Origin of the sequence: Bacillus sp. B4EP4a (genome assembly GCF_006680105.1) — a bacterium.
Lineage (GTDB): Bacteria > Bacillota > Bacilli > Bacillales > DSM-1321 > Peribacillus > Peribacillus simplex_E.
In genome coordinates this window covers 15,594-42,083 of the sequence record NZ_VHIK01000029.1, presented here as the reverse complement: position 1 = coordinate 42,083, position 26,490 = coordinate 15,594, and the positions used below count along the sequence as shown (strand labels likewise).

Genomic DNA, 26,490 nt, shown 5'->3' with positions numbered 1-26,490 from the left:
GCAGTTTTTTTTCGCTTCAAAAGTCCTGGGAACTAATAAACTCCCTGCTGAAGATAAGGAATAACTTACTTTCCGTTTTTTTTATGTGTAAATTTCATATAATATTCTTTATAATGGAATTGGATGAGTAGACCAAGAAATTGGTCTTTTGGGTAATACATAATTCAGGAGGATCTAATGTCAAAGAAAATTCTCGTAGTGGATGATGAACAATCAATAGTTACCTTACTTCAGTACAATTTAGAACAAGCAGGCTATTCGGTAATCACAGCTTTGGATGGAGAACAAGGGCTGGAGGCTGCCGTGGATATACGCCCCGATTTAGTGGTATTGGATTTGATGCTGCCTAAAATGGACGGGCTTGAAGTATGTAAGCAGCTTCGCCAGCAAAAAATAAATATACCGATCTTGATGCTGACAGCTAAGGACGATGAATTTGACAAGGTGCTGGGACTTGAACTAGGGGCGGATGATTATTTGACCAAGCCATTCAGTCCTAGGGAGGTAGTGGCCCGGATTAAAGCCATTTTAAGAAGATCCCAGTTACAAGCTAACGGTAGTGATTCAAGTCAGGATCAAGAAGATGGCCTCTTGAAATTAGGGGAATTGAAAGTGTTCCCGGAACGATACGAAGCATTCTTTGATGAACAGCAATTAGAATTGACTCCAAAGGAATTTGAATTACTTTTATACTTGGCGAAGAATAAAGGAAGAGTGCTGACCAGGGATCAACTGCTCAGTGCGGTATGGAATTATGATTTCGCGGGAGACTCCCGAATCGTCGATGTCCATATTAGCCATCTTCGTGAAAAAATAGAAAAAGATACAAAAAAACCTTTATATATTAAAACGATAAGAGGCTTGGGGTATAAGCTTGAGGAGCCTAAAAAAGAATGACGACCTATCGTAAAAAGCTCTTATATACCCTCATCACATTGGTGATGGTCGTCCTGATGGCCGTGGGCTTTTTATTAGGACACTTGTTCAAAAGCTATTATATTAAAACGTTCAATGACCGTATACAGAACGAAACATTTTTCATTTCTACATATATTCAGGAGCATGGCGGGATTGAGTCCTTTTTGGAAAAAGGGAAGACGGCAAAACTGACACCCCTTTTAGATTCGAATTTAACCATTCTCTCCACGAATGGGGAAATATTATACGATTCGACATCATCCAATGAAATATTTAAAGGCCATGCCAATGTCCTTCGTAAAATAACTTTGGAAAAAGGGCTTAAGCAAGGGGAAGGGTATGAAGTGGTCGAAGGCGAATCGGACCTCCATTATTATTGGAAGACGATTGAAAAGGATGGGGAGATTGAAGGCTTTGTCGTACATAGCAATGAAATAGAGGCCATCAATCAAGTGAATAAACAAATGTGGCAAATATTGATCATTTGTTTAGGGGTTGCCTTGATCATCATTCTCATGCTTGCAAGCAAAATCACTTCATATTATACGCGTCCGATCGAGGAGGCGACGATGGCGGCCATTGAACTGGCAAAAGGGAATTATGGAACCCGGACATTCGGGCGGCATTCCGATGAAACGGGAATGCTGACAACTTCCTTGAACATATTGGCGAGGAATCTTCAGGAAACAGAGATTGCGAGGGAAATGAATCAGGATCGTTTGGAAACACTTGTTGAAAACATCGGTAGTGGTGTCTTGCTGATAGACAGTAAAGGGTATACCACATTAATCAACCGGGAATTCAAGAAAAGCTTCCGTGTGAATTCCGCTACGTTTTTGTTTCAGGAATATTATTCGGTCATTAAAGATCAGGAAGTCATAGCCATCATTGAAGAAATCTTTCGAACGGAAAAAACGATTAAACGACAGGTGAAGATACCGCTTGCCATAGAACGTAAGCATTTTGAGATTTACGGGGCTCCCATTATCGGGAATCATGATGAATGGAAGGGGATCCTCCTCATTTTCCATGATATCACCGAATTGAAAAGGCTCGAGCAGATGCGGAAGGATTTCGTGGCTAATGTGTCCCATGAATTGAGAACCCCGATCACTTCTATTAAAGGCTTTTCTGAAACTTTGTTGGATGGCGCCTTAAAAGACGAAAAGACCTTAAAGCACTTTTTATCGATTATCCTGAAAGAAAGTGATCGGCTGCAAGAACTCATTCAGGAGCTTCTGAATTTATCCAAAATGGAGCAACAGGAATTCGTTTTAAACGCAGGGGTCGTGGATATTACGAAAGTGCTTGGCGAAATACAAGAGATGCTTATAGGCAAGCTGAAAGAAAAAGAAGTATCCCTTGAAATTAAAACATCACCGGAACCTGTATTCATTGAAGGGGAATCTGACAGGATCAAACAGGTTTTCATCAATTTGATTACGAACGCATTGACCTATACACCAAATGGCGGCAGGGTCACCGTTGATATCATTGAATATGAACAGACGGTCGATATTGCAGTTCAGGACAGTGGGATCGGCATCGAAGAAAAAGAACTGCCGAGGATCTTTGAACGGTTTTACCGGATCGATAAGGCGAGGAGCCGCGATTCAGGAGGAACGGGCATTGGACTGGCAATCGTCAAGCATATAATAGAAGTCCATAAAGGTAAAATCAATGTGGAAAGCACACCTGGAACCGGGACGACTTTTACAGTCACATTAAATAAAAGCTTAAAAGGAATGTAGCGGATTTCTTATTTACATATCCTTTACAATTCCTTAAAATGGACTTCATAATGCAGGGGTACAATGGTTGTACAACCCCTCATCCAAGGAGTTAAACATTGACAGAGACATAGTCTCTGTCTTTTAATTTTGGCTATATTCCCCGGGAACCATTCCTCTATCCTATTTTCCTGGGAAAATATTTTATTTTTATGAAACTTTAGGCCCTTCCTTGCGTAAATAAGATATAACTGCAAAGAAGGGGTGATACATATCGTTAGCTTAAAAAGGATATATACGATCACAGGACTTGTCTTTCTTATTTTAATTTTAGGTGTAGTTGCGATATCGACCTGGTACACGGTTGATGAATCCGATCAAGCTGTCATAATGACGTTTGGTAAAGTGGAGCAAACGATAACGGAACCAGGACTTCACTTTAAACTGCCTTGGCCCGTTCAATCGGTCGAGAAATTATCCAAAGAAACATTCAGTCTTAAATTTGGATATAAGGAAGAGGATGGAGAGGTGAAGGATTACCCGAGTGAGACCAAAATGATTACGGGTGATGAAAATATTGTGCTGGCCGACCTGGTGGTCCAGTGGAAAATCACCGACCCTCCAAAATATCTATACAATGCGGATGATCCAGAAAAAATATTATACGATACGACTTCAGCTGCATTACGGAGCATTATCGGCAGCACGAAAATCGATGATGCCCTTACATCCGGTAAAGCGCAAATCGAAGCGGATGTACGCGATTTATTGTCACAGCTAATGGAGAAATATGATGTCGGGATTTCCATATCTGCGGTTAAACTCCAGGACGTGGAGTTGCCGAATGAGGAAGTGCGGAAAGCATTTACCAATGTAACAGATGCCCGGGAAACGGCGAATACGAAAATCAACGAAGCGGATAAATATGAAAATAAGCGTATGAATGAAGCGGAAGGGGAAAAAGATGCCCTCATTTCACAGGCTAATGGGGATAAAGCTGCCCGTACGGAAGCTGCCCGCGGGGATGTAGCGGTTTTTGAAAAATTACTCAGTGAGTATAAGGGCAATAAGGGGATTACGAAGGACCGCCTTATTATTGAAACCCTTGAGGAAGTAATGCCGAATGCAGAGATGTATATTATGAATGATGATGGAAACACAATGAAGTACTTGCCGCTTCGCTCGCTTGAAAAGGAGGAAACGAAAAAAACTCCTGCACCTGATGAAGCCGCTATACCTGAAGAAGAAACGAAAATAGGGAATGCATCGGAAGAAAAAGCGACAGGGGAAGGGGGCACTAAACAATGAGCGGAAAAATAATAGATTTCTCTGAGTTGAAAAAGGGGGATTTTCATTGGAGGGGCTATGTGAGAATCGGGATTTTCCTGATTATTTTCATCGCGTTGCTGCTAATCATCCTCACCAATGTCTATATCGTCAAAGAGGGCGAATACAAAGTCGTCCGCCAATTCGGTGAGGTGGTAAGGATCGATAAGACCCCGGGATTGAAGGCGAAGGTGCCATTCATTCAGAGTGTCATGACCTTGCCGAAGTATCAGATGACTTCTGATGTTTCCGAAGCGGAAATCAATACGAAAGATAAAAAGCGGATGCTGATTGATAACTATGCAGTTTGGAGAATAGAAGATCCGAAGAAATTGATTACAAATGCAAGGACACTTGAGAATGCCGAAACGAAAATGGAAGAGTTCATCTATTCGGCAGTTCGTTCAGAGCTGGGCCAGCTGAATTATGATGAGATCATCAATGATGAGAAGTCATCCAGGGGAAGTTTAAACGACCGCATAACCGAAAAAGTCAACGAACTGCTGCAAAAGGACAGTTATGGAATCAGCTTGACGGATGTCCGGATAAAGCGGACTGACTTACCCTCCGAAAACGAAGCATCCGTCTTCAAGAGGATGATTTCCGAGCGGGAATCGAAAGCGCAAGAATACTTATCCAAAGGTGATGCGAAGAAAAACCGTATCATTGCGGATACTGATCGGAAAGTGAAAGAATTGCTCTCTACTGCAGAGGCTGATGCAGAAGTGATCAGGGCTGAAGGAGAAGGGGAAGCAGCGAAAATCTATAATAAGTCGTTTTCCAAAGACCCCGAATTCTATAAACTATACCGGACTCTTGAATCCTACAAAAAAACGATTGGAGATCAAACGGTCATCGTTCTGCCTTCGGACTCCCCTTATGCCAGCTTGTTAATGGGAAATACTAAATAACCTTGATGCCGTCATTTTTCTTTCCGCTTCTACTCATGGTAGAATAGAGAAAGAAAATGAACGGCTTTTTGCGTTTTTATATAGAAGCTATAACTACATAAACCTGTATGACTGGAGGAAGACGGATTTGGATAAAAAGTTAGTACTCATAGATGGAAACAGCATTGCATACCGTGCGTTTTTTGCGCTTCCGCTCTTGAATAATGATAAGGGGGTCCATACGAATTCCGTGTACGGATTCACCATGATGCTCAACCGCATTCTTGAAGAAGAAAAGCCAACGCACATACTTGTGGCATTCGATGCGGGTAAAACGACATTCAGGCATGCATCATTTAAAGAATATAAGGGTGGGCGCCAAAAAACGCCGCCAGAATTATCGGAGCAATTCCCTTTCATTCGTGAACTGCTTGATTGTTTTCAAATAAAAAGGTATGAACTGGAGAACTACGAAGCCGATGATATTATCGGTACGCTGTCTTTACAAGCGGAAAAAGATGGTTTTGAAGTGAAGGTCATTTCCGGTGATAAGGACTTAACACAATTATCCTCCCCTAGTACGACGGTTTCCATCACGAAGAAGGGGATTACTGAAATTGAGGAATACACTCCAAAGCATATACATGAAAAATACGGTCTATCCCCTATGCAAATCATTGATTTAAAAGGGTTGATGGGAGATGCTTCCGACAATATTCCCGGTATTCCGGGTGTTGGTGAAAAGACCGCCCTTAAATTATTGCATCAATTTGAAACGGTTGAAAACCTTCTGCAGTCGATTGATGAGGTAAGCGGACAAAAATTGAAAGAGAAAATAGAAGAACATAGAGACCTGGCCCTATTAAGCAAAGAGTTAGCTACGATAACGAGGGAAGCGCCGCTTGAAGTTTCCGTAAACGAGACCGAGTACACTGGCATGGACCAGGATAGAGTCATCTCATTCTATAAGGAGCTTGGCTTTTCGACTTTGCTCGATAAATTGGATGTAACGGAAAGTGCACCGCTTGAACAGGAGAAGATAGAGGTGCACACTGCCGAAATGACAGAAGCAATGTTTGCGGAAGAAAGTGCCTTATATGTTGAGATTTTAGAAGATAATTATCATCGTGCCGATATAATGGGGATCGCTATCAGTAATGAACAAGGTAATTTTTACTTCAATGGGGATGATGCTCTGAGTTCCGGGGCATTTAAATCCTGGGCAGAGGATGAAACAAAAAAGAAAACGGTATTCGATGCGAAGCGTACGGTTGTGGCACTGCGTCATCGAGGAGTCGAAATAAAGGGCATCGATTTTGATGTATTTTTGGCATCCTATATCCTGAATCCCGCAGAGTCAGTGGACGAAGTGGCAGAAATCACGAAAACACAAGGTGCGATCCGCCTTGAAACAGATGATGTTTTTTATGGAAAAGGTGCAAAACGCAAAATACCTGAGGAAGCGGAATTGAGGGAGCATATCGCCAGAAAATCGAAGGCGATCCTTTCTCTGAAAGAACCGATGATTGATAAGCTGCAAGAGTTCGAGCAATTTCACCTATTTACGGAACTGGAGCTGCCACTGTCGATCATCCTGGCCAATATGGAATGGCAGGGAATTAAGGTGGATATAGGCCGATTGAAAAACATGGGGCAGGAATTAGCCATTCGCTTAAGAAACATCGAAGCCCGAATTTTTGATTTGGCTGGAGAGGCGTTCAATATCAATTCACCTAAACAGCTCGGGGCCATCCTGTTTGAAAAGTTGGAGCTTCCTGTCATGAAGAAAACCAAAACAGGTTATTCGACTTCAGCCGATGTGCTGGAAAAACTGGAGAGCAAGCATGATATCGTTAAGGAGATATTGCTGTATCGCCAGCTTGGTAAGTTGCAATCAACTTATATTGAAGGGTTGCTTAAAGTGGTCAATGGCAAAACGGACAAGGTGCACACCCGGTTCAACCAAGCATTGACCCAGACCGGCCGGTTAAGTTCTACAGATCCCAATCTGCAGAATATCCCGATCAGACTGGAAGAAGGCAGGAAAATCAGGCAGGCCTTCATTCCTTCCGAAAAGGATTGGATCATTTTTGCTGCCGACTACTCCCAGATCGAGTTACGCGTCCTGGCGCATATCGCCAATGACAGCGGATTGGTGGAAGCATTCCAGGCCGGGATGGACATCCATACAAGGACAGCTATGGATGTATTCCATGTACCGGCAGAGCAAGTCACTTCGAACATGAGGCGCCATGCCAAAGCGGTCAACTTCGGAATCGTTTATGGTATAAGTGACTACGGGCTATCGCAAAGTCTTGGCATCACGAGAAAAGAAGCCGGAGAGTTCATCGAGAAGTATTTAAGAAGCTTTCCTGGTGTTCAGGAATATATGGAAGAAAGCATACATGAGGCCCGTCAAAAAGGATATAGCACGACTCTGATGCAAAGAAGGCGCTATATACCTGAGATAACAAGCAGGAATTTCAACATCAGGAGCTTTGCCGAACGGACAGCGATGAACACGCCGATTCAAGGCAGTGCCGCGGATATCATCAAGCTAGCCATGATAAACATGAATAAGCGCCTGAAACGGGAAGGTCTTAAAACGAGAATGCTTCTTCAGGTGCATGATGAATTGATTTTTGAAACTCCTCCTGAGGAACTCGAAATCCTTAAAGTGATCGTTCCGGAGGAAATGGAAAATGCCATTGAATTGAACGTGCCCCTTAAAGTGGATTATGCTTTCGGGCCAACATGGTTTGATGCCAAATAATAAAAGATAGGTGATTGCAATGCCAGAACTTCCAGAAGTGGAAACAGTCAGAAGAACGTTAGAGCAGCTCGTGCTCGGAAAAGAGATCAAGGAAGTGTCAGTCTTCTGGCCAAAGATCATAAAAGCGCCGGAGCCTGTCGAACAGTTTCAGGATGCTTTAAGGGGACAGACAATTTCTGGAATAGGCCGTCGGGGCAAGTTCCTCATTTTCACCTTGGATGATTATTCGTTGGTTTCGCATTTAAGAATGGAAGGGAAATACGGCGTGCATCCAAAAGAAGAGCCGTATGATAAGCATACCCATGTGATCTTCACTTTCACGGATGGCAGTGAACTTAGGTACAGGGATGTCCGGAAATTCGGAACGATGCATCTATTTGCCAAAGGGGAAGAACTTGAGCGGCTGCCACTGTTGCATTTAGGGCCTGAACCGCTGTCTGAAGATTTTACTGTCGAGGGGCTTAGTGCGAAGTTGGCAAGAACCAACAGGAAAATCAAGCCCGTTCTCCTTGATCAAACGGTTGTCGTCGGGATTGGGAATATATATGTAGACGAGTCGTTATTCCGTTCCGGTATCCATCCGGAGAGAATCGCTTCTTCACTCTCGTTGCAGGAAATCAAAACGTTGCATGCAGAAATCATTGCGACGTTAGGTGAAGCTGTGGAAAAAGGCGGGAGTACGATTCGTTCATACATTAATTCCCAAGGGCAAATCGGCATGTTTCAGTTGGAACTGAATGTTTATGGCCGAAAAGGCGAGAATTGCAAAATATGCGGCACGCCGCTTGAAAAACTGGTTGTTGCAGGACGCGGCACACATATTTGCCCGTCATGCCAGCCGCTAAAATAGTTAATGTTTTTTCAAACACATCGGATGGGCTCCATCCATATACTAGGGTAGCAACGAGTAGGGAAGGAGTATTATTCCGATGTGGCTACAAATTATTTTTCTCGCTTTTGCAGTTAGTATTGACGGATTTGGCGTAGGTTTGACATTCGGTATGCGGAAGATGAAAATCCCCTTAAGGTCAATAGCGGTCATCTCATTTTGTTCTGCATTGAGTTTAGGTATTGCGATGGTCATCGGACAATTCATCAGTCAGCTCATATCGATCGGGGCGGCTGAAAAAACGGGTGGCATCATCCTCATTTTCCTTGGTGCCTGGATGGTATACCAGTATTTTAAGCCTGAAAAAGATTTGAAAGAAGATAGATATCATGAAAAAATCATCTTTAATTTTGAAATTAAATCACTTGGGGTAGTCATTAATATTTTACAAAAACCATTGAATGCCGATTTTGATAAATCAGGTACGATTACGGGTGTTGAAGCGCTTGTTCTGGGGTTTGCACTTTCGCTGGATGCGTTCGGGGCCGGAGTTGGAGCGGCTATGATCGGCATTTCGCCGATTATCCTCGCAGGGTGCATCGCTGTTATGAGTTCAATTTTCATTTGGAGCGGAATTCAAAGCGGGAAATTGCTTTCAAATAATAAAGTTGTCCAGCATTTGACCTTTCTTCCAGGTGTACTATTGATTATCATCGGTTTATTCAAGTTATGATACATGGTTAAAAGGGGGAGCTTATGGGACAAATCATTGGAATCACCGGAGGCATCGCCAGTGGGAAAAGCACCGTCAGCCTTTATTTACAGGAACTCGGATTCACGATTGTCGATGCAGATCTGGCTTCCCGTGCTGTCGTTGAGCCAGGAGAAGAGGCCTATCATCAAGTTGTGAAGGCATTTGGTGAAGATATCTTATTGCCGGATGGGAATATAGATCGCGTAAAGCTCGGGTCGATCATATTTAATGATCAGGAAAAGAGATTGTTATTGAATGGCATCGTGCATCCTGCCGTCAGGAATTGGATGCGCCTCAAAACGGAAGAGGCACTATCATCAGGGGAAGAAACGGTGTTCATGGATATTCCGCTCCTATTCGAAAGTAAGCTGACATTCATGGTGGAAAAGACGCTTTTGATCTATGTGGATGAGCAAGTTCAATTGCAGCGATTAATGAACAGGAATGGTCTTTCGGAGACGGAGGCACTTGCCAGGATCAATTCGCAAATGCCCTTGGCCGATAAAAAGGCTTTAGCGGATGCCGTCATCGACAATAATGGGGACATTAATGAAACGAAGAGGCAAGTGAAGTCCATACTTAGCGAATGGCATGTCATATAATTATGATAAAAAGAAGAAACCACCCGGTTTCTTCTTTTTGTGTTGAAAAAATAAGTACAATCCGCATTTTTATTAGCACAATTCCTTCGAATTATGTTATACTAATTACATGTGAAGGGTAATAAGTATAACATTAATATTTTCTGGAGGGTCCGAACAATGAATTCAAGAATAGCGATTAACGGGTTTGGGAGAATTGGAAGAATGGTTTTCCGAAAGGCCATATTAGATGAGAGTTTGGACATTGTTGCCATTAATGCAAGCTATCCAGCTGAAACTTTAGCACACTTACTAAAATATGATACGATACATGGAAAATTCGACGGTATCATTATAGCGGAAGATGATTCACTAGTAGTGAATGGCCGCCGAGTAAAACTAATAAATAACCGCGATCCAAAGCTATTGCCTTGGAAAGAGATGAACATAGATATTGTAATTGAAGCTACGGGCAAATTCAATGATCGTTCTAAAGCGGCTCTTCATTTAGACGCAGGAGCAAAAAGAGTTATTTTATCAGCGCCGGGTAAAAATGAAGACGTTACCATTGTAATGGGTGTAAATCAGGAAGTGCTGGAAATTGACAAGCATTTCGTCATATCCAATGCATCTTGTACAACCAACTGTCTTGGACCGGTTGCAAAAGTGCTTGATGAAAAATTCGGCATAAACAACGGTTTAATGACAACGATCCATTCTTATACAAATGATCAAAATAATATTGATAACCCGCACAAAGACTTAAGGCGTGCCCGTGCCGCTGCGGAAAGCATGATTCCTACGACTACAGGAGCTGCAAAAGCCATCTCACTAGTGTTGCCGCAATTAAAAGGCAAGCTTCATGGAATGGCGATCCGCGTACCGACACCTAACGTATCTCTAGTTGATCTTGTTGTGGATTTAAACCGTGATGTCACGATTGATGAAGTGAACCAAGCCTTCATCGATGCTTCAGAGAATGAACTCAAAGGAATTATGGAATTCACGATGGAACCTTTAGTTTCAAGTGATTTCAAAACGAATCCTCACTCTGCAATCATCGATGGTTTGACGACGATGATGATTGGGGACAGGAAAGTGAAAGTCCTTGCATGGTATGATAATGAGTGGGGTTACTCCAACCGGGTAGTGGATCTTGTGAAATTGGTGGGATCCGAGTTGAAAAAAACTTCCGAAGTCGAACTATCAGTAAAATAATGAAAAAAAATCGAGCCTGCTAAAATTTTTTAGCGGGCTCAGTTTGTAGTCAAAAAGGTTTCAAAATGGTCACATTCCGAAACCTTTTTGATTTTTATTGGATTTGAAGCAGTTATAGAGAATGTTGACCCAACGCATACCATGCTTTTCTTTTGCATCTGCGGCAACTGCTCTTGGTTTTCCAACTTTCTCAATCACTTGTTTAACCAGAGGCTCTAAGATATGAATATCATGCGTATTTCCGGGATCGTCCCCAACACAAATCCATCGCGGTTTGATGCCGCATGAAACGAATAGGCAAACTTGTTTTGTTCGTTCATCCTTCAAATAGTAGCTACTCTCAGTATCAGTTGAACTGTCCTTAATCTCCTTGGTTTCTTCCTTAAATAGACTGTAGGTAAAAGGTGTTCTATCTTACTGTTAAAACAAAGTTGATTGGAACGGAAGGTACGAGACTCCTGCGGGAAAAGCGCGTCCAAGGGAGACCCCACAGGCGCAATGGCGCCGAGGAGGCTCCCGGACCGCCCGCGGAAAGCGAGTGCCCTACGTTCAATCAACGGCCAAATATAAAAAACCTAAAAAAACAGTAGACAAACTCAATTATTATCGGGTTTGTCAACAGTCTGAGCCTGCTAAAATTTTTTAGCGGGCTATTTTTAATGCAGTGATCCATCAATTCCTGGCTGCTTTAAGGCGCTGAATAAACCCGGAAAACAGAATTCCCCCCACATTGGAACCTTCGCTATATCCCTATTACATATAAAGTTTATCTTTCCAAAATTTCAATTTGGAGTTGCAAAAAAAATTCAAACCATATATACTATGAATCGTGAACTTCTTCAAAAGCGGTTTGCATGATGGCTACTTAAAGGGTTAGGACCTCTTTGGACTAACTTTCCCCCGTGGTAGTTATCAGAACTTATTTTTAAATCATGGTAAGGGGGAAGCTTAATATGGAAACAGCTTACACTATGGAAACAATGGGTAGACATGTCATTTCTGAACTTTGGGGTTGTGACTTTGAAAAACTGAACAATATCGATTTAATTGAAAAGATTTTTGTTGATGCTGCTTTGAAATCAGGTGCAGAGGTACGGGAAGTTGCCTTTCACAAATTTGCTCCACAAGGAGTCAGCGGGGTTGTCATCATTTCTGAATCACACTTAACGATTCACAGTTTTCCAGAACACGGCTATGCGAGCATCGATGTCTATACATGCGGTAACTTGGATCCGAATATTGCGGCAGATTATATTGCAGAAGCTTTGAATGCGCAAACACGTGAAAACATAGAATTACCACGTGGATTAGGTCCTGTACAAATGAAAAAAGCTAATATAAGTGCCCTATAAAAAACACGTATACACAGAGATGCCATGGGTGCATCTCTTTTTTAATGCAATGAATCGGCAGCCTGCTCACTTTATAGCTAAGGATTGCCTTGTAGCACAAAGACCTTGATAAAGGTGCTCCAAGGGCAGAACGAATGTGCCTGCTGCTGGAAGTTACACTTTTTACTTGTACTGGCCGTTCCTTTTAATATAAGATTAAGATAGAGAAGTAAATCCTTGGGGAACATTTAGATAGGGGAGTCCTACATAAAATACGGAGCTGATAATGATGAAATGCCCATCATGTCAATATAACGGAACAAGAGTGCTCGATTCCAGGCCAGTCGATGAAAGTAAATCGATTCGACGACGCCGTGAATGTGAGGCATGTGGTTTTCGATTCACGACATTTGAAAAGGTGGAGGAAACACCGCTTATTGTAGTGAAAAAGGGCGGGACACGGGAAGAGTTCAGTCGTGATAAAATCCTGCGTGGCTTAATCAGGGCTTGCGAAAAACGCCCGGTTCCCTTGAAGGAACTAGAGCAAATTACCAGTTATGTAGAAAAAGAACTGCGCAACCAGGGCATATCGGAAGTGAAAAGCGACAATGTCGGCGAAATGGTAATGGACAAGCTGGCGGAAGTCGATGAGGTTGCCTATGTAAGGTTCGCATCCGTCTATCGGCAATTTAAAGATATCAATGTCTTTATCGATGAATTGAAAGATTTAATAAATAAGGAAAGAAAGTAGAGCTGAAGATTCACTTTGGCTCTTTTTTCACTACATCTTTTGAAAGGTTTGAATGGAGATGTCAATGCATTGGCAAGAATTGCTCCCAGCGGATTCATATTTGGTCTCATCTGCGGGGCTGCTTCATGATTATGATCGGAAAATACTTACCCGACTATATCAACCTCTTATTGGACCTATCTGCATTAGCCTATATATGACGTTATGGAGTGAGCTGGAGGAAAACAGGCTATGGTCGGAATCCTCCTCACATTATCAATTAATGAATACCATCGGCCTTAAGTTAGGTGATATTTACGAAGCACGCCTTTTACTTGAAGGAATTGGTCTGTTGAATGTATATAAGAAATCGAAAAATGAAACGAAGGAATTCATCTATGAGTTAAACCCGCCGCTTTCGCCGCAGCAGTTTTTCACGGATGGAATGCTGAATATTTACTTGTACAAAAAAATCGGCAAAGCGCAATTCAACCGGTTAAAAAGATTCTTTTGTGATGATCATATCTTAACCGATCAATATGAAGGTGTGACTAAATCTTTTGCGGAAGTATTCTCATCAGATCATTTGGACTCTTTATATGTAACGGATGAAGCGAAGAACGAATGGAAACCGATGCCTGAACAGCAATTCATCGATCGGACGGACGGCGTCGAGCCATCGGGATTTGATGACTTATTTGATTTTGACCTTTTATTTGCCGGGATGAAATCCTCAATCGTACCGAAAAAGGCCTTTACTCCGAAAATAAAAAGTACGATTGCCAAACTTGCTTTTTTATATGGCATTGATCCGCTGGAAATGCAAAAACTAGTAATGGATGCCGTTTCATTGGATGATGAGATCGATGAGGAAGTGCTCAGAAAGGCGGCAAGGGACTGGTACCAGATCGAACGGCAGGCAGATATGCCTTCCCTAGTCAATCGGGTGCAGCCGATTCGTGAACGGACACAAAAAGAAGAACCGAAAACACAGGAACAAGAGTTAATCCGTCATTTGGAGACGATTTCCCCAAGGGAGCGACTGATGCAATTGTCTGGCGGTGCAGAGCCATCAAGCGGTGATTTAAAAGTGGTTGAGGGCGTGATGATCAATCAAAAGCTGAATCCGGGTGTCGTCAATGTCTTGATTGAATACGTCATGCTCAAAACGGATATGAAGTTCACGAAGGGCTATGTGGAAAAGCTGGCAGGCCATTGGGCACGGTTGAAGGTCTCTACGGTCGTCGAGGCGATGGAACTAGCTAAAAATGAACATAGGAAATATCAGGACTGGGCTCAAGGAAGCAGGAATGCTGCGAAGGGCAGCCGGAAAAAGGCGATACGGGAAGAAGTGGTTCCGGAGTGGCTTGAGAAAAAAGAAGAAGCACAGCTGGAGCAGAATGCAGATCAGCCTGAATTGAATGCCCAGAAACGCGAGCTACAGGAGAAATGGAAGCAGTGGAAAGCAGGAGGTGAAATGAACGATGGAAAAGATTAATAGATCCCTTAATAAATTGGCCAATACAAACCAATTTCAACAGCGTTATGAAAAGCTGAAACAGGAGATTTTTGAAGACGAACAAGTGCGGTTATTTTTGAATGCCAACAGTTCGACGGTCACGAAGGAAATGATTGATAAAAACTTGGGGAAGCTTTATGAGTTCACTTCACAAAGCAATAAATGTGATAAATGTCCAAGCTTGAATGGCTGCATCAATATGATGCAAGGGTATTATCCCAAATTGGTGGTTCAAGGGAAGGCCCTGAACCTGAATTATGAAATCTGCCCGCGGAAATTGGCAGAGGATGAAAAGCGGAAACGGGAAAAGTTGATCCGCAGCCTGTATGTACCGAAGGATATTTTAAGGGCGACCATTGAGGACTTTACTCAAACGGATAATGAAAACAAACGCTTGGGTGTTTTAAGTAAGGCGATGTCGTTCATTATGGAATATGAGCCAGGTAAAATGCAAAAAGGCTTATATATATATGGGAAATTCGGTGTTGGGAAAACGTACTTATTAGGTGCGATTGCCAATGAACTTGCAGAAAGGCAAATTTCCTCCCTTATTGTCTATGTCCCTGACTACTTGCGGGAACTTAAGGGGTCGATAGGTGATAATACGGTCAATGAAAAAATTGAGATGGTGAAAACGGCACCTGTCCTCATGCTGGATGATATTGGAGCGGAGTCCATGACGAGCTGGGGACGCGATGAGGTTTTTGGTCCGATTTTGCAATTTAGGATGCTGGAAAACCTGCCGACGTTTTTCACTTCGAATTTTGACCTGAATGGCCTGGAAAACCACCTAACCTTTTCACAGCGTGGTGAGAAGGAAGAAGTGAAGGCAGCCAGGATAATGGAAAGAATTCAATATTTAGCGGAGCCGGTCAAGCTAGATGGCTTGAATCGGAGAAGATGAAGGAAAGTGGTCTCTTAATGGAGGTCACTTTTTTCTTTTACAAGGCCCATCCTACTTCTAAACACGTCCCCATCCCCATATACATGAACAAAGAAGCAAGGGGGAAGGGGGGATGTCGTAGTGCAAATTTCGTTTCAAAACGATTCAGAGGCAATGAAATTACTGAATTTTGTTTCTGTCCATCCACTGGGGGCAGAATTTCAAGCATACATTCGATTTCTTCCGCAACAAGGCATGCATGTGGATATGACGAAGTCTTCAGGTGATAAATGGCTAATTCTGCTTCGTGATGCATTTCATTCTTTTTTATTGGAAGAAAAGACGCTTCCTGTTCTGGAGCAAATAATAGTCGGTAAATTTTTTTATAGGGAACGGGAAGAAATTGAAGCCATCATTGAAATTGCATCATCGATCATCGAGGTGGAAAGAGCCAGGAATCAAGATGGAGCATTCAGTACGGAGAAACGATTGATTGAGGAAGGACTTCAAAGCATCTTGGCTGGGAAGGTATCTTTTTCATTCGATTCTTTTACGACCTTCCGTTTAAAATCATTTCAGCACACTTTGGAAAAGTATGTCGTTAAGGCTATTGATGAATACAAGCTGGAACAGGACTATCAAAATTTCATTGCCACTCTCCGTGATTGCCTTCATGGGCAGGAGTCGAAATTAAGAAAGCTGCACCTGGTCAACCGGGATGGTTTTCATTTCTATGATCAGAAATTCAGCAAACTCGACCGGCCAAAAATCAATAGTATGATCGACAGGAGGCTTCTTGTCAAAAGTTCACTTTTTCTCGATACGGTGATACTTGCCCCGCTTTTATCGATTGCACCCGAAAACTTGTGCATCTATACCGATGACAAGGAAGAAGGGCTGATCCAGACCATTTCAAGGATTTTCGAAGAACGGGCGACCATCTTGCCACTTTCGTCATTTTCGATGCATTTGAATGATCTTTCGTGGAAAAAAGAAAATTAACCTTGATTTTCACCGTATAACAAATTATAATTTCCTACATACTATTAAAAAACTAAAAGTTATGATGAGGACAAGGGTATTCTAGTCGCCGATTATCAGAGAGGGGAGCCAACAGGCTGTAAGCTTCCTATTCGCATGGAACACTTACCACCTTTAAACTTCGGCTCGGAAAGCAGGCATTCTGCGAATATGAGCTGACGGGAAGCTGCCGTTACCAAGTTACAAGTGCCATTTTGCCGTGAAAAGCAAGCTGGAACGAGGGTGGAACCGCGGGTTAATGATATTTATTACTAAGCTCGTCCCTGTTTTATACAGGGGCGGGCTTTTTTGTGTTGTAATGGAATCAAAAACCTGTAATTTGTTCGAACAATAAGAAGGAGTGAAACTGAATGTCAGAATTACTGAAAATATCTTTTCCTGACGGAGCGGTTAAGGAGTTTGCTAAAGGCACAACAACTGAAGACATCGCTGCATCCATCAGTCCTGGTTTAAGGAAAAAATCCATTGCCGGAAAATTCAATGGTGAATTATATGATTTGAAACGTCCGATTGAACAAGATGGTACAATCGAAATCGTCACACAGGACGCAGCGGATGCTCTTGAAGTATTGCGTCACAGTACAGCACACTTGATGGCACAAGCGATCAAACGTTTGTACAAAAACGCTAAATTCGGCGTAGGTCCGGTCATCGAGGGCGGCTTTTACTATGATATGGATCTGGAGGAATCATTGACTCCCGAAGACCTTCCATTGATTGAAAAAGAAATGAAGAAAATCGTCAACGAAAACTTGGAAATTTCCCGCATCGAAGTGAGTCGTGATGAAGCAATTTCCCGTTTTAAAGAAATCGGCGACGAGTATAAATTGGAGTTGATCGATGCGATTCCTGCCGATCAGCAGGTAACGCTTTATGAGCAGGGGGAATTTTTTGACCTTTGTCGTGGAATTCATGTTCCATCAACGGGGAAAATCAAAGAGTTCAAGCTATTGAGCATCGCTGGAGCATACTGGAGAGGCGATAGCAAAAACAAAATGCTTCAACGCATTTACGGTACGGCTTTCTATAAAAAAGAAGATTTGGCCGAACACCTCCGTTTCCTTGAAGAAGCCAAGGAACGTGACCATCGTAAAATCGGTAAAGAATTGAACTTGTTCATGAGCTCACAGAAAGTGGGGCAAGGGTTGCCGATGTGGTTGCCAAAAGGCGCGACCATCCGTCGGACAATCGAAAGATATATCGTGGACAAGGAAGAACGATTGGGTTATGACCATGTCTACACACCTGTAATGGGAAGCGTGGACCTTTATAAAACATCTGGACACTGGGATCATTACCAGGACGGCATGTTCCCTGTCATGGAGATGGAAAACGAACAGCTTGTCCTGCGTCCGATGAACTGTCCGCATCACATGATGGTCTATAAAAACAGTATCCATAGCTACCGCGAACTGCCAATTCGGATTGCCGAGCTAGGCTTGATGCACCGCTATGAAATGTCAGGTGCCCTTTCAGGCCTCCAGCGTGTACGTGGAATGACATTGAATGATGCGCACATTTTCGTCCGTCCCGACCAAATCAAAGAAGAGTTCAAGCGCGTTGTGAACCTGGTTCTGGAAGTATATAAAGATTTCGATATCAAGGATTATTCATTCCGACTGTCTTATCGCGATCCTCAGGATACAGAAAAATACTTCGATGATGATGACATGTGGGAAAAAGCACAAAGCATGTTAAAAGGCGCCATGGATGAACTTGGCCTGGATTACTTTGAAGCGGAAGGTGAAGCGGCATTCTACGGTCCTAAGCTTGATGTTCAGGTGCGTACTGCCTTAGGGAAAGATGAAACGCTTTCCACTGTTCAGCTTGATTTCTTGCTTCCTGAACGTTTTGATCTTAATTACGTCGGTGAGGACGGCAAACAGCACCGTCCGGTCGTTATCCACCGCGGCGTCGTTTCCACAATGGAACGTTTTGTCGCTTACTTGATCGAAGAATACAAGGGGGCATTCCCGACTTGGCTTGCACCTATCCAAGCGCAAGTGATTCCGGTCTCACCTGAAGTGCACTTGGATTATGCGAAAGAAGTACAGGAAAAACTTAAAGCGCAAGGCATTCGTGTCGACCTGGATACACGTGACGAGAAAATCGGTTACAAAATCCGTGAAGCGCAAATGCAAAAAATCCCTTACATGCTGGTTGTTGGAGACAATGAAGTCAAAGAAGGCAGCGTGAATGTACGTAAATATGGTGAACAAAAATCCGAAACGATCGCTTTTGAAGATTTCGTTTCAGCGATTAAGGCGGAAGTAAGCCGTTAAAAGCAAAAAGAGGGGCACATATAGTTGTGTCCCTCTTCTTAATTAAGGCATGATAAAATGAAAACATCATGTGAAAATATGTACAGCAATGAAAAGGAGGGTCAGTATGAAAAAGAAATTTTCTTATCTATTCGGACCGACATTTCTTGTCATCATCATCTTATTGTTATTGGATGATTATCGACAATATGCCATTGTCCCGGTCCTGCTTTTTTGGATAGTCCTATTTTCCTGGGACACCATTGAGAAAAAGAAAAAGGCGAAAGAAAACTCTTAGCATTTGATCGCTTCGGTCAGCATGGACTGTAACCAAAGGGGGAGTGGGGATAAATGGAGATTAGAAAGGCTTCAAGGAAAGACGCGTGTAACCTAGCTGCTCTGTTCAATCATGTTGAAGATTCCGGGTATATGCTGTTCAACCCTGGGGAAAGAAAAGCGACGGGGAAACAAATGGAAAAGCAAATGGAGCAAATCGAAAAAAATCCCCTTTCCGTTTTCCTCGTTGCTGCTAGCGGCCATGAGTTGAAAGGTTATTTAATCTTATTGGGCAATCAAATGGGCCGAACGAGGCATTCAGCCAAAATCGTCATCGGCATCAATGAACAGGACAGAGGAAAAGGTATCGGTACGAAGCTATTTCAGAAAATGGAGGAGCATGCACGGACAAACGAAATACGGCGCCTGGAATTGTCCGTCATCGCAAACAACGCCACTGCGCTTTCCTTATATCGAAAGATGGGTTTTGAAAAGGAAGGAATAAAGCGGGAATCACTGTTTTTTGATGGAAAGTATCATGATGAATATTTTTTGTCCAAATTACTTTAAAAAACGTATTGTCAAATAACTGAATGTCTGATAATATTAATTTTGTTGTGAAAAACGAATAAAATTTAGCATTTGACAAGTCATCAGTGTTTATGATATATTTCTAAAGTGAATTGAATACGTGTTTGATGAAAAGAAGAAGCACCCGCTTCTCACCTGGTTGACGCAAACAATGCAGTTAACAGGTCATGATTTGATTATTTGGATCTTTCTGAATGAGTCTATCAGTGTGGGTGCAGCATGCATCCACACTTTTTTATTATGATTATATCCTGTAAGCGAGTTGTGAGCGTGACCGAATTTATTCAAATATTCGTATTCGCCAATATCTTTGGAGGTGGCTAACTATTAGTAAAGACGCGATGGTAAACGAGGGCATCCGAGCCCGTGAAGTTCGTCTTATTGACCAAAACGGAGAACAACTTGGAATTAAAACGAAATTCGAAGCATTGGAAATTGCCGCTCGTGTAAATCTTGATCTAGTTTTAGTTGCTGCAAATGCAAAGCCTCCGGTAGCCCGGATCATGGACTACGGAAAACACCGCTTCGAGCAGCAAAAGAAAGACAAGGAAGCACGTAAAAATCAAAAAGTCATCAGTCTGAAAGAGGTTCGTTTGAGCCCGACGATTGAAGAACATGATTTCAATACGAAGCTTCGCAACGGTATTAAATTCCTTGAAAAAGGCGATAAAGTAAAAGCTTCTATCCGATTCAAAGGACGTGCCATTACGCATAAGGAAATTGGTCAACGTGTACTCGTTCGTTTTTCTGAAGCATGTAAAGAAGTGGCTACAATCGAGCAACACCCAAAAATGGACGGGCGCAGCATGTTCATTATCTTAGCACCGAAAAACGAAAAGTAATTGTAAAGTAATTTGTAATGAGGAGGAATACCTTATGCCTAAAATGAAAACTCACCGCGGATCTGCTAAACGTTTCAAAAAGACTGGATCCGGCAAACTTAAGCGTTCTAACGCTTACACAAGCCATTTATTTGCTAACAAATCTACTAAGCAAAAGCGTAAGCTTCGCAAAGCTAGCCTTGTAAGCAAAGGTGACTTCAAACGTATTCGTCATATGCTAGACAACATTAAATAAGTTCGATTTATCGAGTTAAATAGGAGGGAAATAACATGCCACGTGTAAAAGGCGGTACTGTTACTCGCAAACGTCGTAAAAAGGTAATAAAATTAGCTAAAGGTTACTATGGCGCGAAACATATTCTTTTCAAAGTAGCTAACCAACAAGTAATGAAGTCAGGAAACTATGCTTTCCGTGACCGTCGTCAAAAGAAACGTGATTTCCGCAAACTTTGGATCACTCGTATCAACGCTGCAGCACGCATCAACGGTCTTTCTTACAGCCGTTTAATGCATGGTCTAAAGCTTGCTGGTATCGAAGTGAACCGCAAAATGCTTGCTGATCTTGCTGTTGCTGACGAACAAGCTTTTGCTCAATTAGCAACTGCTGCTAAACAACAATTAGACAAATAAGTCTGACTGATACAGCCACTCTCTTTTCAAGAGGGTGGCTTTTTACATATTTTAAAGGAGGGAATGGGAATGCAAGGAGTATGGTTCATTGCTGCTTATATGATCATCACGAACATCATCGGATTTGCCTTAATGGGAATCGACAAAAGGAAAGCGCGTAATGGGCAGTTCCGGATCAGCGAAAGGACACTTTGGTTTTGGGCGGTCATAGGCGGGGGGACTGGGTCCTTTTTGGGGATGAAACAATTCCGCCATAAGACGAAGCATGCCGCTTTTAAGTGGGGCCTGCCCCTATTGATGATTCTTCAGATAGCCTTATTGATCAAGATATTCATTCAATTGTAATATGTAGCCCGTATGATGTATATGCTTGTAGAAGCAGCAAAGAGTAGCTGGAGGGAGAGCATGAATGATAAACTGACACTTGTGATGAGCTACGTTCAATCTGGAAGCGTGTTTGCACCGTTGATTTTTATCACTTTTCATTTATTAAGGCAATTTTTATTCATTCCCGTCATTGTGGTTTGCATGTCTGGCGGAGTCTTATTCGGGGCTGCCTTTGGAACCATCTATTCGGTAATCGGTTTGACGTTGTCCAGTATGGCCTTTTATTTCGTGATAGGCAAATTTCCGAAAACCAAGGATAGGCTGCTGCGGCTAAAGAATAAGCTGTTTGGAAATCGAAAGCTAAATAGCCGGCAAATTGCAGTACTGAGGCTAATACCATTCATACACTTTTACTTACTGTCGCTTTGCTTATTGGAATCTAATAAAGGGCTGAAAAATTATTTTTATCTATCCTTCATGACCAATCTCCCTGTAGCATTCGTATACACGGTTTTTGGCCACTATATTGCAGATTTCAGTCCAACGATGATCGTCATCATTTTATTATCCTTAACCTTATTGATATATTTATTGAGAGAGAAGCAGACGGTCGTCCCTTGGAAGGAATTTTTTCGTTCAGATGATTAATATAGAGCCTTGAGTCCATTTTTCTCAAGGCTCTTCATTACGTTTAATTTTTTTCATTTTTGTAAAAACTCCTTAACCGGGCTCTTCCAATCAATAACGGCATCCGGATAATGTTTTTTAATGGCTGCCTCGATTTTTAAGAAGTCATTTCGCTTCAAGCCTTTCAGGCCGGCCATTTTTTTAGGCCATATGAAGATGGAGATGACCTCGAAGGAGCGTTCCGTCGTCCCTAAATACTTTTCCCCTTCAAACATCACCCCGTTGTACGTCAATAAAAAATTCTTTCGTATATTGGCTGTATCGTCGAGCAGAAAGAACTTTTTCTGTTCATGTGCAAGTTCTAATTTTCTTTTCGGATTAAATAGGTATTTGATGACTGTATATATTAAGAAAATAATGAGAGTCAAAAGAATGAACCGCATGATCAATACCATGGTTCTACCTCCTTAAACAGAGTGATTCCCTTCATTTACGTATGGGTTTTTAATAAGTTTCATTTATTTGATATAATTTAGGGGAAGACGATAGAAAGAAGTGATGAAAATGAACATAGGTAAATTAATGGAAATGCAGGCAGCTTTGGACGAGCATATACAATCAAAGCATGATTTGGGTGCTGAAGATTTAGTGGAACGGAAGATACTTGCTCTTTTAGTGGAGCTTGGAGAGCTTGCCAATGAAACAAGATGTTTTAAATTCTGGAGTCTTAAAGGCCCCTCTGATAAAGAAACGATATTGGCTGAATACGTGGATGGCATTCATTTCATTTTGTCACTTGGAATCGAACGGGGATTTGTACCGGAAGTTCCATCCGCCCTCAAGGTGAATCAGGAGGATTTGACGGTTCAATTTACTGCTATTTACGGCTACATCAGTGAATTTCGTACACAGTTGACAGAGGCATCTTTCCAAAAGGTTTTTGCTGCGTATTTACATTTAGGGGAGTTGCTTGGATTTTCAGCAGTGGATGTGGAAAAAGCATATGTAAGCAAAAATGAAGTGAATTACGAAAGGCAAAAGCAAGGCTACTGATTGTTTATGCAATCGATTTTCTGTATAATTATTCTTGTAATGTAAGTTATAGGGAGGTATAAGTATGGCTCAATTGGATGAAACGTTAAGGATGCTTGCTGACTTAACGGATGCTAAAGGCATCGCAGGAAATGAAAGTGAAGTAAGAAAAGTGATGACCGAATACATAACACCATTTGCGGATGAAATATCGACAGATGGCCTGGGAAGTTTGATTGCCAAGAAAACGGGTGATGAAAACGGACCGAAAATCATCGTTACCGGGCATATGGACGAGGTCGGTTTCATGATCACCCAAATTGATGATAAAGGATTTTTACGTTTTCAGCCGGTAGGGGGTTGGTGGTCACAAGTAATGCTGGCCCAGCGCGTGACGATCGTTACAAGTAAAGGTGATCTAACTGGCATTATCGGTTCCAAGCCGCCGCACATCCTGTCAGCGGAGGCGCGGAAGAAGCCGGTTGATATTAAGGATATGTTTATTGATATCGGTGCATCCAGCAAAGAAGAGGTTAAGGAATGGGGCGTCAAGCCAGGGGATATGGTTGTGCCATATTTTGAATTCACGGTCATGAATAATGAAAAGATGCTGCTTGCCAAAGCCTGGGACAATCGAATTGGCTGTGCAATCGCCATTGATGTGCTTAAACAGCTGAAAGACAGCGACCATCCTAATGTAGTTTATGGAATTGGCGCTGTGCAAGAAGAGGTCGGCCTGCGTGGCTCCAAAACATCCACATTCAAAATTCAGCCGGATATCGGTTTTGCCGTCGATGTTGGCATTGCTGGTGATACACCGGGGGTTTCCGAAAAAGAAGCGATGAGTAAGATGGGGGAAGGCCCGCAAATCGTCATCTATGATTCATCGATGGTGGCACATAAGGGATTACGCGATTTCGTCACCGACACGGCTGATGAAATGAATATTCCTTATCAATATGAATCGATTCCAGGCGGCGGGACGGATGCCGGCTCCATCCATTTAACTGCAAATGGTGTTCCCGCACTGGCAATCACGATTGCCACACGCTACATTCATTCACACGCAGCAATGCTCCACCGGGATGATTATGAGAATGCAGTTAAGCTCATTGTCGAAGTGATCAAACGTCTCGATCGTGAAGCGGTTGATCGGATCATTTACGAGTAATATAGAAAGTTAAAAATGGAGAGACCTAATCAGGTCATCTCCATTTTTTTTCCTTATTTCTACTTATCTTCGACGATTATATAGACTGCTTTGATGGGACCATGGACGCCGACGACAAGGTCCATTTCGATATCAGCAGAATTGCTCGGCCCTGTTATGAAGTTGATGCAGGAAGGAACGACTTCGCCCCGGGTAACTTTTGAACGGATGGCCGCTGCAGCCTGTGTCATTCGCGGAACGATGGTGCTTTTTGGAATGATGGAAACATGACAGGAAGGAAGGAAGCTGATGGAACGGCCATGGTCCTTATCGCTGAACAAGACGACGGTCGCTGATTCTGCTAGTGTCATCTCACTGAATGTGATTCCGATGTTAGCACTTTCTGCTTTTTCGATATTTTCTTTCCCGGCTTGGTGATCCCATATATGGACATCTTTTTCCTTTAAGATACCCTCCAATCCATAGTCGGAAAATCGATCGTCCTTAGGAATGATCAAGGGTCCGTTTCCAAGTTCCTCGATCACCTGTTTTAAACAATGCATCACTTGCTTGGAGTCGGTAACGTGAAACTGAGTATGCACCCGTTTACATTGCTCCTCCAATTCCGCAACAAGATCATTTGGTGTCGCATGTTTCAAAACTTCTTTTTGGGGGGCGTGCTTCCATTCCGGAACGGAGATGCCTTCCGTAATAGGAGCCCTTCCCAGGTTTTTGGCTATATTGTTTAAAAATGTCCCTTCATTATGGATGGTTCCATTCATGATGGTTTCCCTCCTTTTTCCCGATTTTTGAACCAGTCCCGAAAGCTCTCTTTCCCTGGAGCAGGGAACTCGCGGCTTTCTGTCCAAGTTTTTAGTGGTCCCGGTCCTTTCGAGATGATATCCCCCGTTTTAAAAGGAGACATCGCGGATGGGGCCATTTTGGAGCCGAACTTATAAAGCATAGGCGAGGCCGCACCGATTCCGAAGGCTTTCATGGCCATCTTTTCTGAGAATGGGGCCATTTTTTCCTTTTCAACGATGACTTCACGATGCTTCCTCAGTAAGTCATGGAGAGGAATCTTAACCGGACAGGCATCTGTACAGGCTGCACAAAGAGTGGAGGCATATGGCAGCTCCTTGAAATCATCATACCCCCCGAGTAAGGGGGAAAGCACAGCACCGATTGGTCCTGGATATATTGAACCATATGAATGACCGCCAACCTGGCGATAAACCGGGCAAACATTTATACAGGCAGCACATCGAATGCATTGAAGAACGGATTGAAACTCAGTTCCTAAAATGGAGGAGCGTCCATTATCTACGATCACAAGGTGAAATTCCTCGGGGCCGTCTACATCTCCTTCATCACGCGGTCCGGTAAGTGCGGTGATGTAACTGGTCAACCTTTGGCCGACAGCGCTTCTTGTCAATAAGCTGACAAGGACTTCGAATTCATCGAATGTAGGTACAAGCCGTTCCATTCCCATCACGGTGATTTGCGTTTTTGGGAGGGCAGTGACCAAATCGGCATTTCCTTCATTCGTCACCAAACCGATCGAGCCCGTTTCCGCAATAGCAAAATTACAGCCAGTAATGCCCACATCGGCGCTTAAGAAATCTTTACGCAGAATGCCCCGCACATGGGCGGTAAGCTCTTCCGGTTTTTCGGTTTGCGTATATGCAAGCTTTTCTTTAAAAACATCCCTAATCTGCTCCTTATTTTTATGGAGAGCAGGTGCGACGATATGGGAAGGGGGATCATGATCATCCACTTGTAGAATATATTCACCAAGGTCCGTTTCAACGACATCGAGGCCAACTGCTTCAAGAGTCGCATTCAAATTGATCTCTTCCGTGACCATCGATTTGGATTTCACGACCTTTTTGGCATTCTTTTTTACAATGACATCCTTAATGTAGCCGCTTGCTTCTTCAGCGGTTTCAGCGAAGAAGACATGACCGCCCCTTTTCGAAACGTTTTCTGCAAGCTGGTGCAAATAGAAATCAAGGTTACTAAGCACATGCTGCCGGATTTCTTCCCCAAGGGACCGCCAATCCTCCCAGCTTCCCAATTCATCAACGGCAGTCAGACGCCTTCCGTGTAATCGTTCTTGGGCACTCGATACGGCCAATCGCATAAAATCATTATGTATTCCTTCATCCACCCGGTCTTTAAACTTGGCAGAGCTGGTTTTCATAGCCATTAGTTTTTCCCTCCTCGCTTTC

General features: G+C 42.8%; 27 protein-coding genes, 1 pseudogene and 1 other annotated feature. Of the genes and pseudogenes, 24 read left to right on the top strand and 4 right to left on the bottom strand.

The window, feature by feature from the left end:
* The first annotated feature begins 177 nt into the window (after nucleotides 1–177).
* The 9 genes from FNK51_RS15345 to FNK51_RS15305 all read left to right on the top strand — a co-directional run bounded on the left by FNK51_RS15345 (nucleotide 178) and on the right by FNK51_RS15305 (nucleotide 11,019).
* Nucleotides 178–897, top strand: coding sequence for a response regulator transcription factor (locus FNK51_RS15345; RefSeq protein WP_098369987.1), 720 nt, complete (start codon nucleotides 178–180; stop codon nucleotides 895–897).
* Complete coding sequence (gene pnpS / locus FNK51_RS15340; protein WP_141993897.1) at nucleotides 894–2,669, top strand: two-component system histidine kinase PnpS; 1,776 nt, start codon at nucleotides 894–896, stop codon at nucleotides 2,667–2,669. Before FNK51_RS15345 ends, pnpS begins: the two co-directional genes overlap by 4 nt.
* Before the next feature lie 252 nt (nucleotides 2,670–2,921).
* Nucleotides 2,922–3,956, top strand: coding sequence for an FtsH protease activity modulator HflK (gene hflK, locus FNK51_RS15335; RefSeq protein WP_141993997.1), 1,035 nt, complete (start codon nucleotides 2,922–2,924; stop codon nucleotides 3,954–3,956).
* Complete coding sequence (gene hflC, locus FNK51_RS15330) at nucleotides 3,953–4,885, top strand: protease modulator HflC (protein ID WP_098369989.1); 933 nt, start codon at nucleotides 3,953–3,955, stop codon at nucleotides 4,883–4,885. The genes hflK and hflC overlap by 4 nt, the downstream gene beginning before the upstream one ends.
* 127 nt (nucleotides 4,886–5,012) lie before the next feature.
* Nucleotides 5,013–7,637 (top strand): DNA polymerase I, encoded by a 2,625-nt coding sequence (polA, locus tag FNK51_RS15325; RefSeq protein WP_141993896.1) that lies wholly within the window; start codon nucleotides 5,013–5,015, stop codon nucleotides 7,635–7,637.
* 19 nt (nucleotides 7,638–7,656) lie between these two features.
* Nucleotides 7,657–8,487 carry a DNA-formamidopyrimidine glycosylase gene (mutM, locus tag FNK51_RS15320; RefSeq protein ID WP_141993895.1) on the top strand — a complete coding sequence of 277 codons (831 nt, stop codon included), beginning with the start codon at nucleotides 7,657–7,659 and terminating at the stop codon, nucleotides 8,485–8,487.
* A gap of 79 nt (nucleotides 8,488–8,566) precedes the next feature.
* Complete coding sequence (gene ytaF, locus FNK51_RS15315; protein ID WP_098369992.1) at nucleotides 8,567–9,199, top strand: sporulation membrane protein YtaF; 633 nt, start codon at nucleotides 8,567–8,569, stop codon at nucleotides 9,197–9,199.
* A 23-nt stretch (nucleotides 9,200–9,222) separates the two neighbouring features.
* Nucleotides 9,223–9,822: a dephospho-CoA kinase gene (gene coaE, locus FNK51_RS15310; protein ID WP_098369993.1), complete on the top strand. Its 600-nt coding sequence runs from the start codon at nucleotides 9,223–9,225 to the stop codon at nucleotides 9,820–9,822.
* Between the two features lie 159 nt (nucleotides 9,823–9,981).
* Complete coding sequence (locus tag FNK51_RS15305; protein ID WP_141993894.1) at nucleotides 9,982–11,019, top strand: glyceraldehyde-3-phosphate dehydrogenase; 1,038 nt, start codon at nucleotides 9,982–9,984, stop codon at nucleotides 11,017–11,019.
* A gap of 144 nt (nucleotides 11,020–11,163) precedes the next feature.
* Here the strand turns inward: FNK51_RS15305 and FNK51_RS15300 are convergent.
* A pseudogene (locus FNK51_RS15300) lies at nucleotides 11,164–11,406 on the bottom strand (IS5/IS1182 family transposase); the annotation flags it as partial.
* Nucleotides 11,407–11,990: 584 nt separating this feature from the next.
* Between FNK51_RS15300 and speD the strand changes: the two are divergent.
* The 13 genes from speD (at nucleotide 11,991) to FNK51_RS15240 (ending at nucleotide 22,098) form a co-directional block, all read left to right on the top strand.
* A complete protein-coding gene (speD, locus tag FNK51_RS15295) occupies nucleotides 11,991–12,371 on the top strand; it encodes an adenosylmethionine decarboxylase (protein WP_034311443.1) in 381 nt (126 codons plus the stop codon).
* A gap of 268 nt (nucleotides 12,372–12,639) precedes the next feature.
* The gene (gene nrdR / locus FNK51_RS15290; RefSeq protein ID WP_057911467.1) at nucleotides 12,640–13,101 is read left to right on the top strand and encodes a transcriptional regulator NrdR; all 462 of its coding nucleotides are present in this window, start codon (nucleotides 12,640–12,642) and stop codon (nucleotides 13,099–13,101) included.
* A gap of 64 nt (nucleotides 13,102–13,165) precedes the next feature.
* Entirely contained in the window at nucleotides 13,166–14,578 is a 1,413-nt protein-coding gene (locus FNK51_RS15285; RefSeq protein ID WP_286178734.1) for a replication initiation and membrane attachment family protein, read from the top strand.
* Nucleotides 14,565–15,503 carry a primosomal protein DnaI gene (dnaI, locus tag FNK51_RS15280; protein WP_098369997.1) on the top strand — a complete coding sequence of 313 codons (939 nt, stop codon included), beginning with the start codon at nucleotides 14,565–14,567 and terminating at the stop codon, nucleotides 15,501–15,503. Before FNK51_RS15285 ends, dnaI begins: the two co-directional genes overlap by 14 nt.
* A gap of 120 nt (nucleotides 15,504–15,623) precedes the next feature.
* Nucleotides 15,624–16,484, top strand: a complete 861-nt coding sequence (gene ytxC, locus FNK51_RS15275) for a sporulation protein YtxC (RefSeq protein ID WP_141993892.1) — start codon at nucleotides 15,624–15,626, stop codon at nucleotides 16,482–16,484.
* A 389-nt stretch (nucleotides 16,485–16,873) separates the two neighbouring features.
* A complete protein-coding gene (gene thrS, locus FNK51_RS15270) occupies nucleotides 16,874–18,805 on the top strand; it encodes a threonine--tRNA ligase (RefSeq protein WP_098369999.1) in 1,932 nt (643 codons plus the stop codon).
* Between the two features lie 106 nt (nucleotides 18,806–18,911).
* A complete protein-coding gene (locus tag FNK51_RS26620) occupies nucleotides 18,912–19,082 on the top strand; it encodes a hypothetical protein (RefSeq protein ID WP_179085987.1) in 171 nt (56 codons plus the stop codon).
* A gap of 53 nt (nucleotides 19,083–19,135) precedes the next feature.
* The gene (locus FNK51_RS15265) at nucleotides 19,136–19,630 is read left to right on the top strand and encodes a GNAT family N-acetyltransferase (protein ID WP_141993891.1); all 495 of its coding nucleotides are present in this window, start codon (nucleotides 19,136–19,138) and stop codon (nucleotides 19,628–19,630) included.
* Nucleotides 19,631–19,757: 127 nt separating this feature from the next.
* Nucleotides 19,758–19,894, top strand: a sequence feature (ribosomal protein L20 leader region).
* Between the two features lie 98 nt (nucleotides 19,895–19,992).
* Nucleotides 19,993–20,493 (top strand): translation initiation factor IF-3, encoded by a 501-nt coding sequence (infC, locus tag FNK51_RS15260; RefSeq protein ID WP_034309072.1) that lies wholly within the window; start codon nucleotides 19,993–19,995, stop codon nucleotides 20,491–20,493.
* Between the two features lie 34 nt (nucleotides 20,494–20,527).
* Nucleotides 20,528–20,728: a 50S ribosomal protein L35 gene (rpmI, locus tag FNK51_RS15255; protein WP_034309070.1), complete on the top strand. Its 201-nt coding sequence runs from the start codon at nucleotides 20,528–20,530 to the stop codon at nucleotides 20,726–20,728.
* Nucleotides 20,729–20,763: 35 nt separating this feature from the next.
* Nucleotides 20,764–21,123 carry a 50S ribosomal protein L20 gene (gene rplT, locus FNK51_RS15250; RefSeq protein WP_034309067.1) on the top strand — a complete coding sequence of 120 codons (360 nt, stop codon included), beginning with the start codon at nucleotides 20,764–20,766 and terminating at the stop codon, nucleotides 21,121–21,123.
* 69 nt (nucleotides 21,124–21,192) lie between these two features.
* Nucleotides 21,193–21,468, top strand: coding sequence for a DUF1294 domain-containing protein (locus tag FNK51_RS15245; protein ID WP_286178733.1), 276 nt, complete (start codon nucleotides 21,193–21,195; stop codon nucleotides 21,466–21,468).
* A gap of 60 nt (nucleotides 21,469–21,528) precedes the next feature.
* Nucleotides 21,529–22,098 carry a TVP38/TMEM64 family protein gene (locus FNK51_RS15240; RefSeq protein ID WP_098370002.1) on the top strand — a complete coding sequence of 190 codons (570 nt, stop codon included), beginning with the start codon at nucleotides 21,529–21,531 and terminating at the stop codon, nucleotides 22,096–22,098.
* Between the two features lie 53 nt (nucleotides 22,099–22,151).
* Here the strand turns inward: FNK51_RS15240 and FNK51_RS15235 are convergent, their stop codons facing one another.
* The gene (locus FNK51_RS15235; protein WP_141993889.1) at nucleotides 22,152–22,532 is read right to left on the bottom strand and encodes a sigma-w pathway protein ysdB; all 381 of its coding nucleotides are present in this window, start codon (nucleotides 22,530–22,532) and stop codon (nucleotides 22,152–22,154) included.
* Between the two features lie 109 nt (nucleotides 22,533–22,641).
* Between FNK51_RS15235 and FNK51_RS15230 the strand changes: the two genes are divergently transcribed.
* On the top strand, nucleotides 22,642–23,130 hold the full coding sequence (locus FNK51_RS15230) for a dUTP diphosphatase (RefSeq protein WP_098370004.1): 489 nt from the start codon (nucleotides 22,642–22,644) through the stop codon (nucleotides 23,128–23,130).
* Nucleotides 23,131–23,194: 64 nt separating this feature from the next.
* On the top strand, nucleotides 23,195–24,280 hold the full coding sequence (locus FNK51_RS15225) for a M42 family metallopeptidase (protein WP_098370005.1): 1,086 nt from the start codon (nucleotides 23,195–23,197) through the stop codon (nucleotides 24,278–24,280).
* A 59-nt stretch (nucleotides 24,281–24,339) separates the two neighbouring features.
* Here the strand turns inward: FNK51_RS15225 and FNK51_RS15220 are convergent, their stop codons facing one another.
* The gene (locus FNK51_RS15220) at nucleotides 24,340–25,044 is read right to left on the bottom strand and encodes a LutC/YkgG family protein (protein ID WP_220126993.1); all 705 of its coding nucleotides are present in this window, start codon (nucleotides 25,042–25,044) and stop codon (nucleotides 24,340–24,342) included.
* Nucleotides 25,038–26,468, bottom strand: a complete 1,431-nt coding sequence (locus FNK51_RS15215; RefSeq protein WP_098370007.1) for a LutB/LldF family L-lactate oxidation iron-sulfur protein — start codon at nucleotides 26,466–26,468, stop codon at nucleotides 25,038–25,040. The genes FNK51_RS15220 and FNK51_RS15215 overlap by 7 nt, the downstream gene beginning before the upstream one ends.
* Nucleotides 26,469–26,490: the final 22 nt, after the last annotated feature.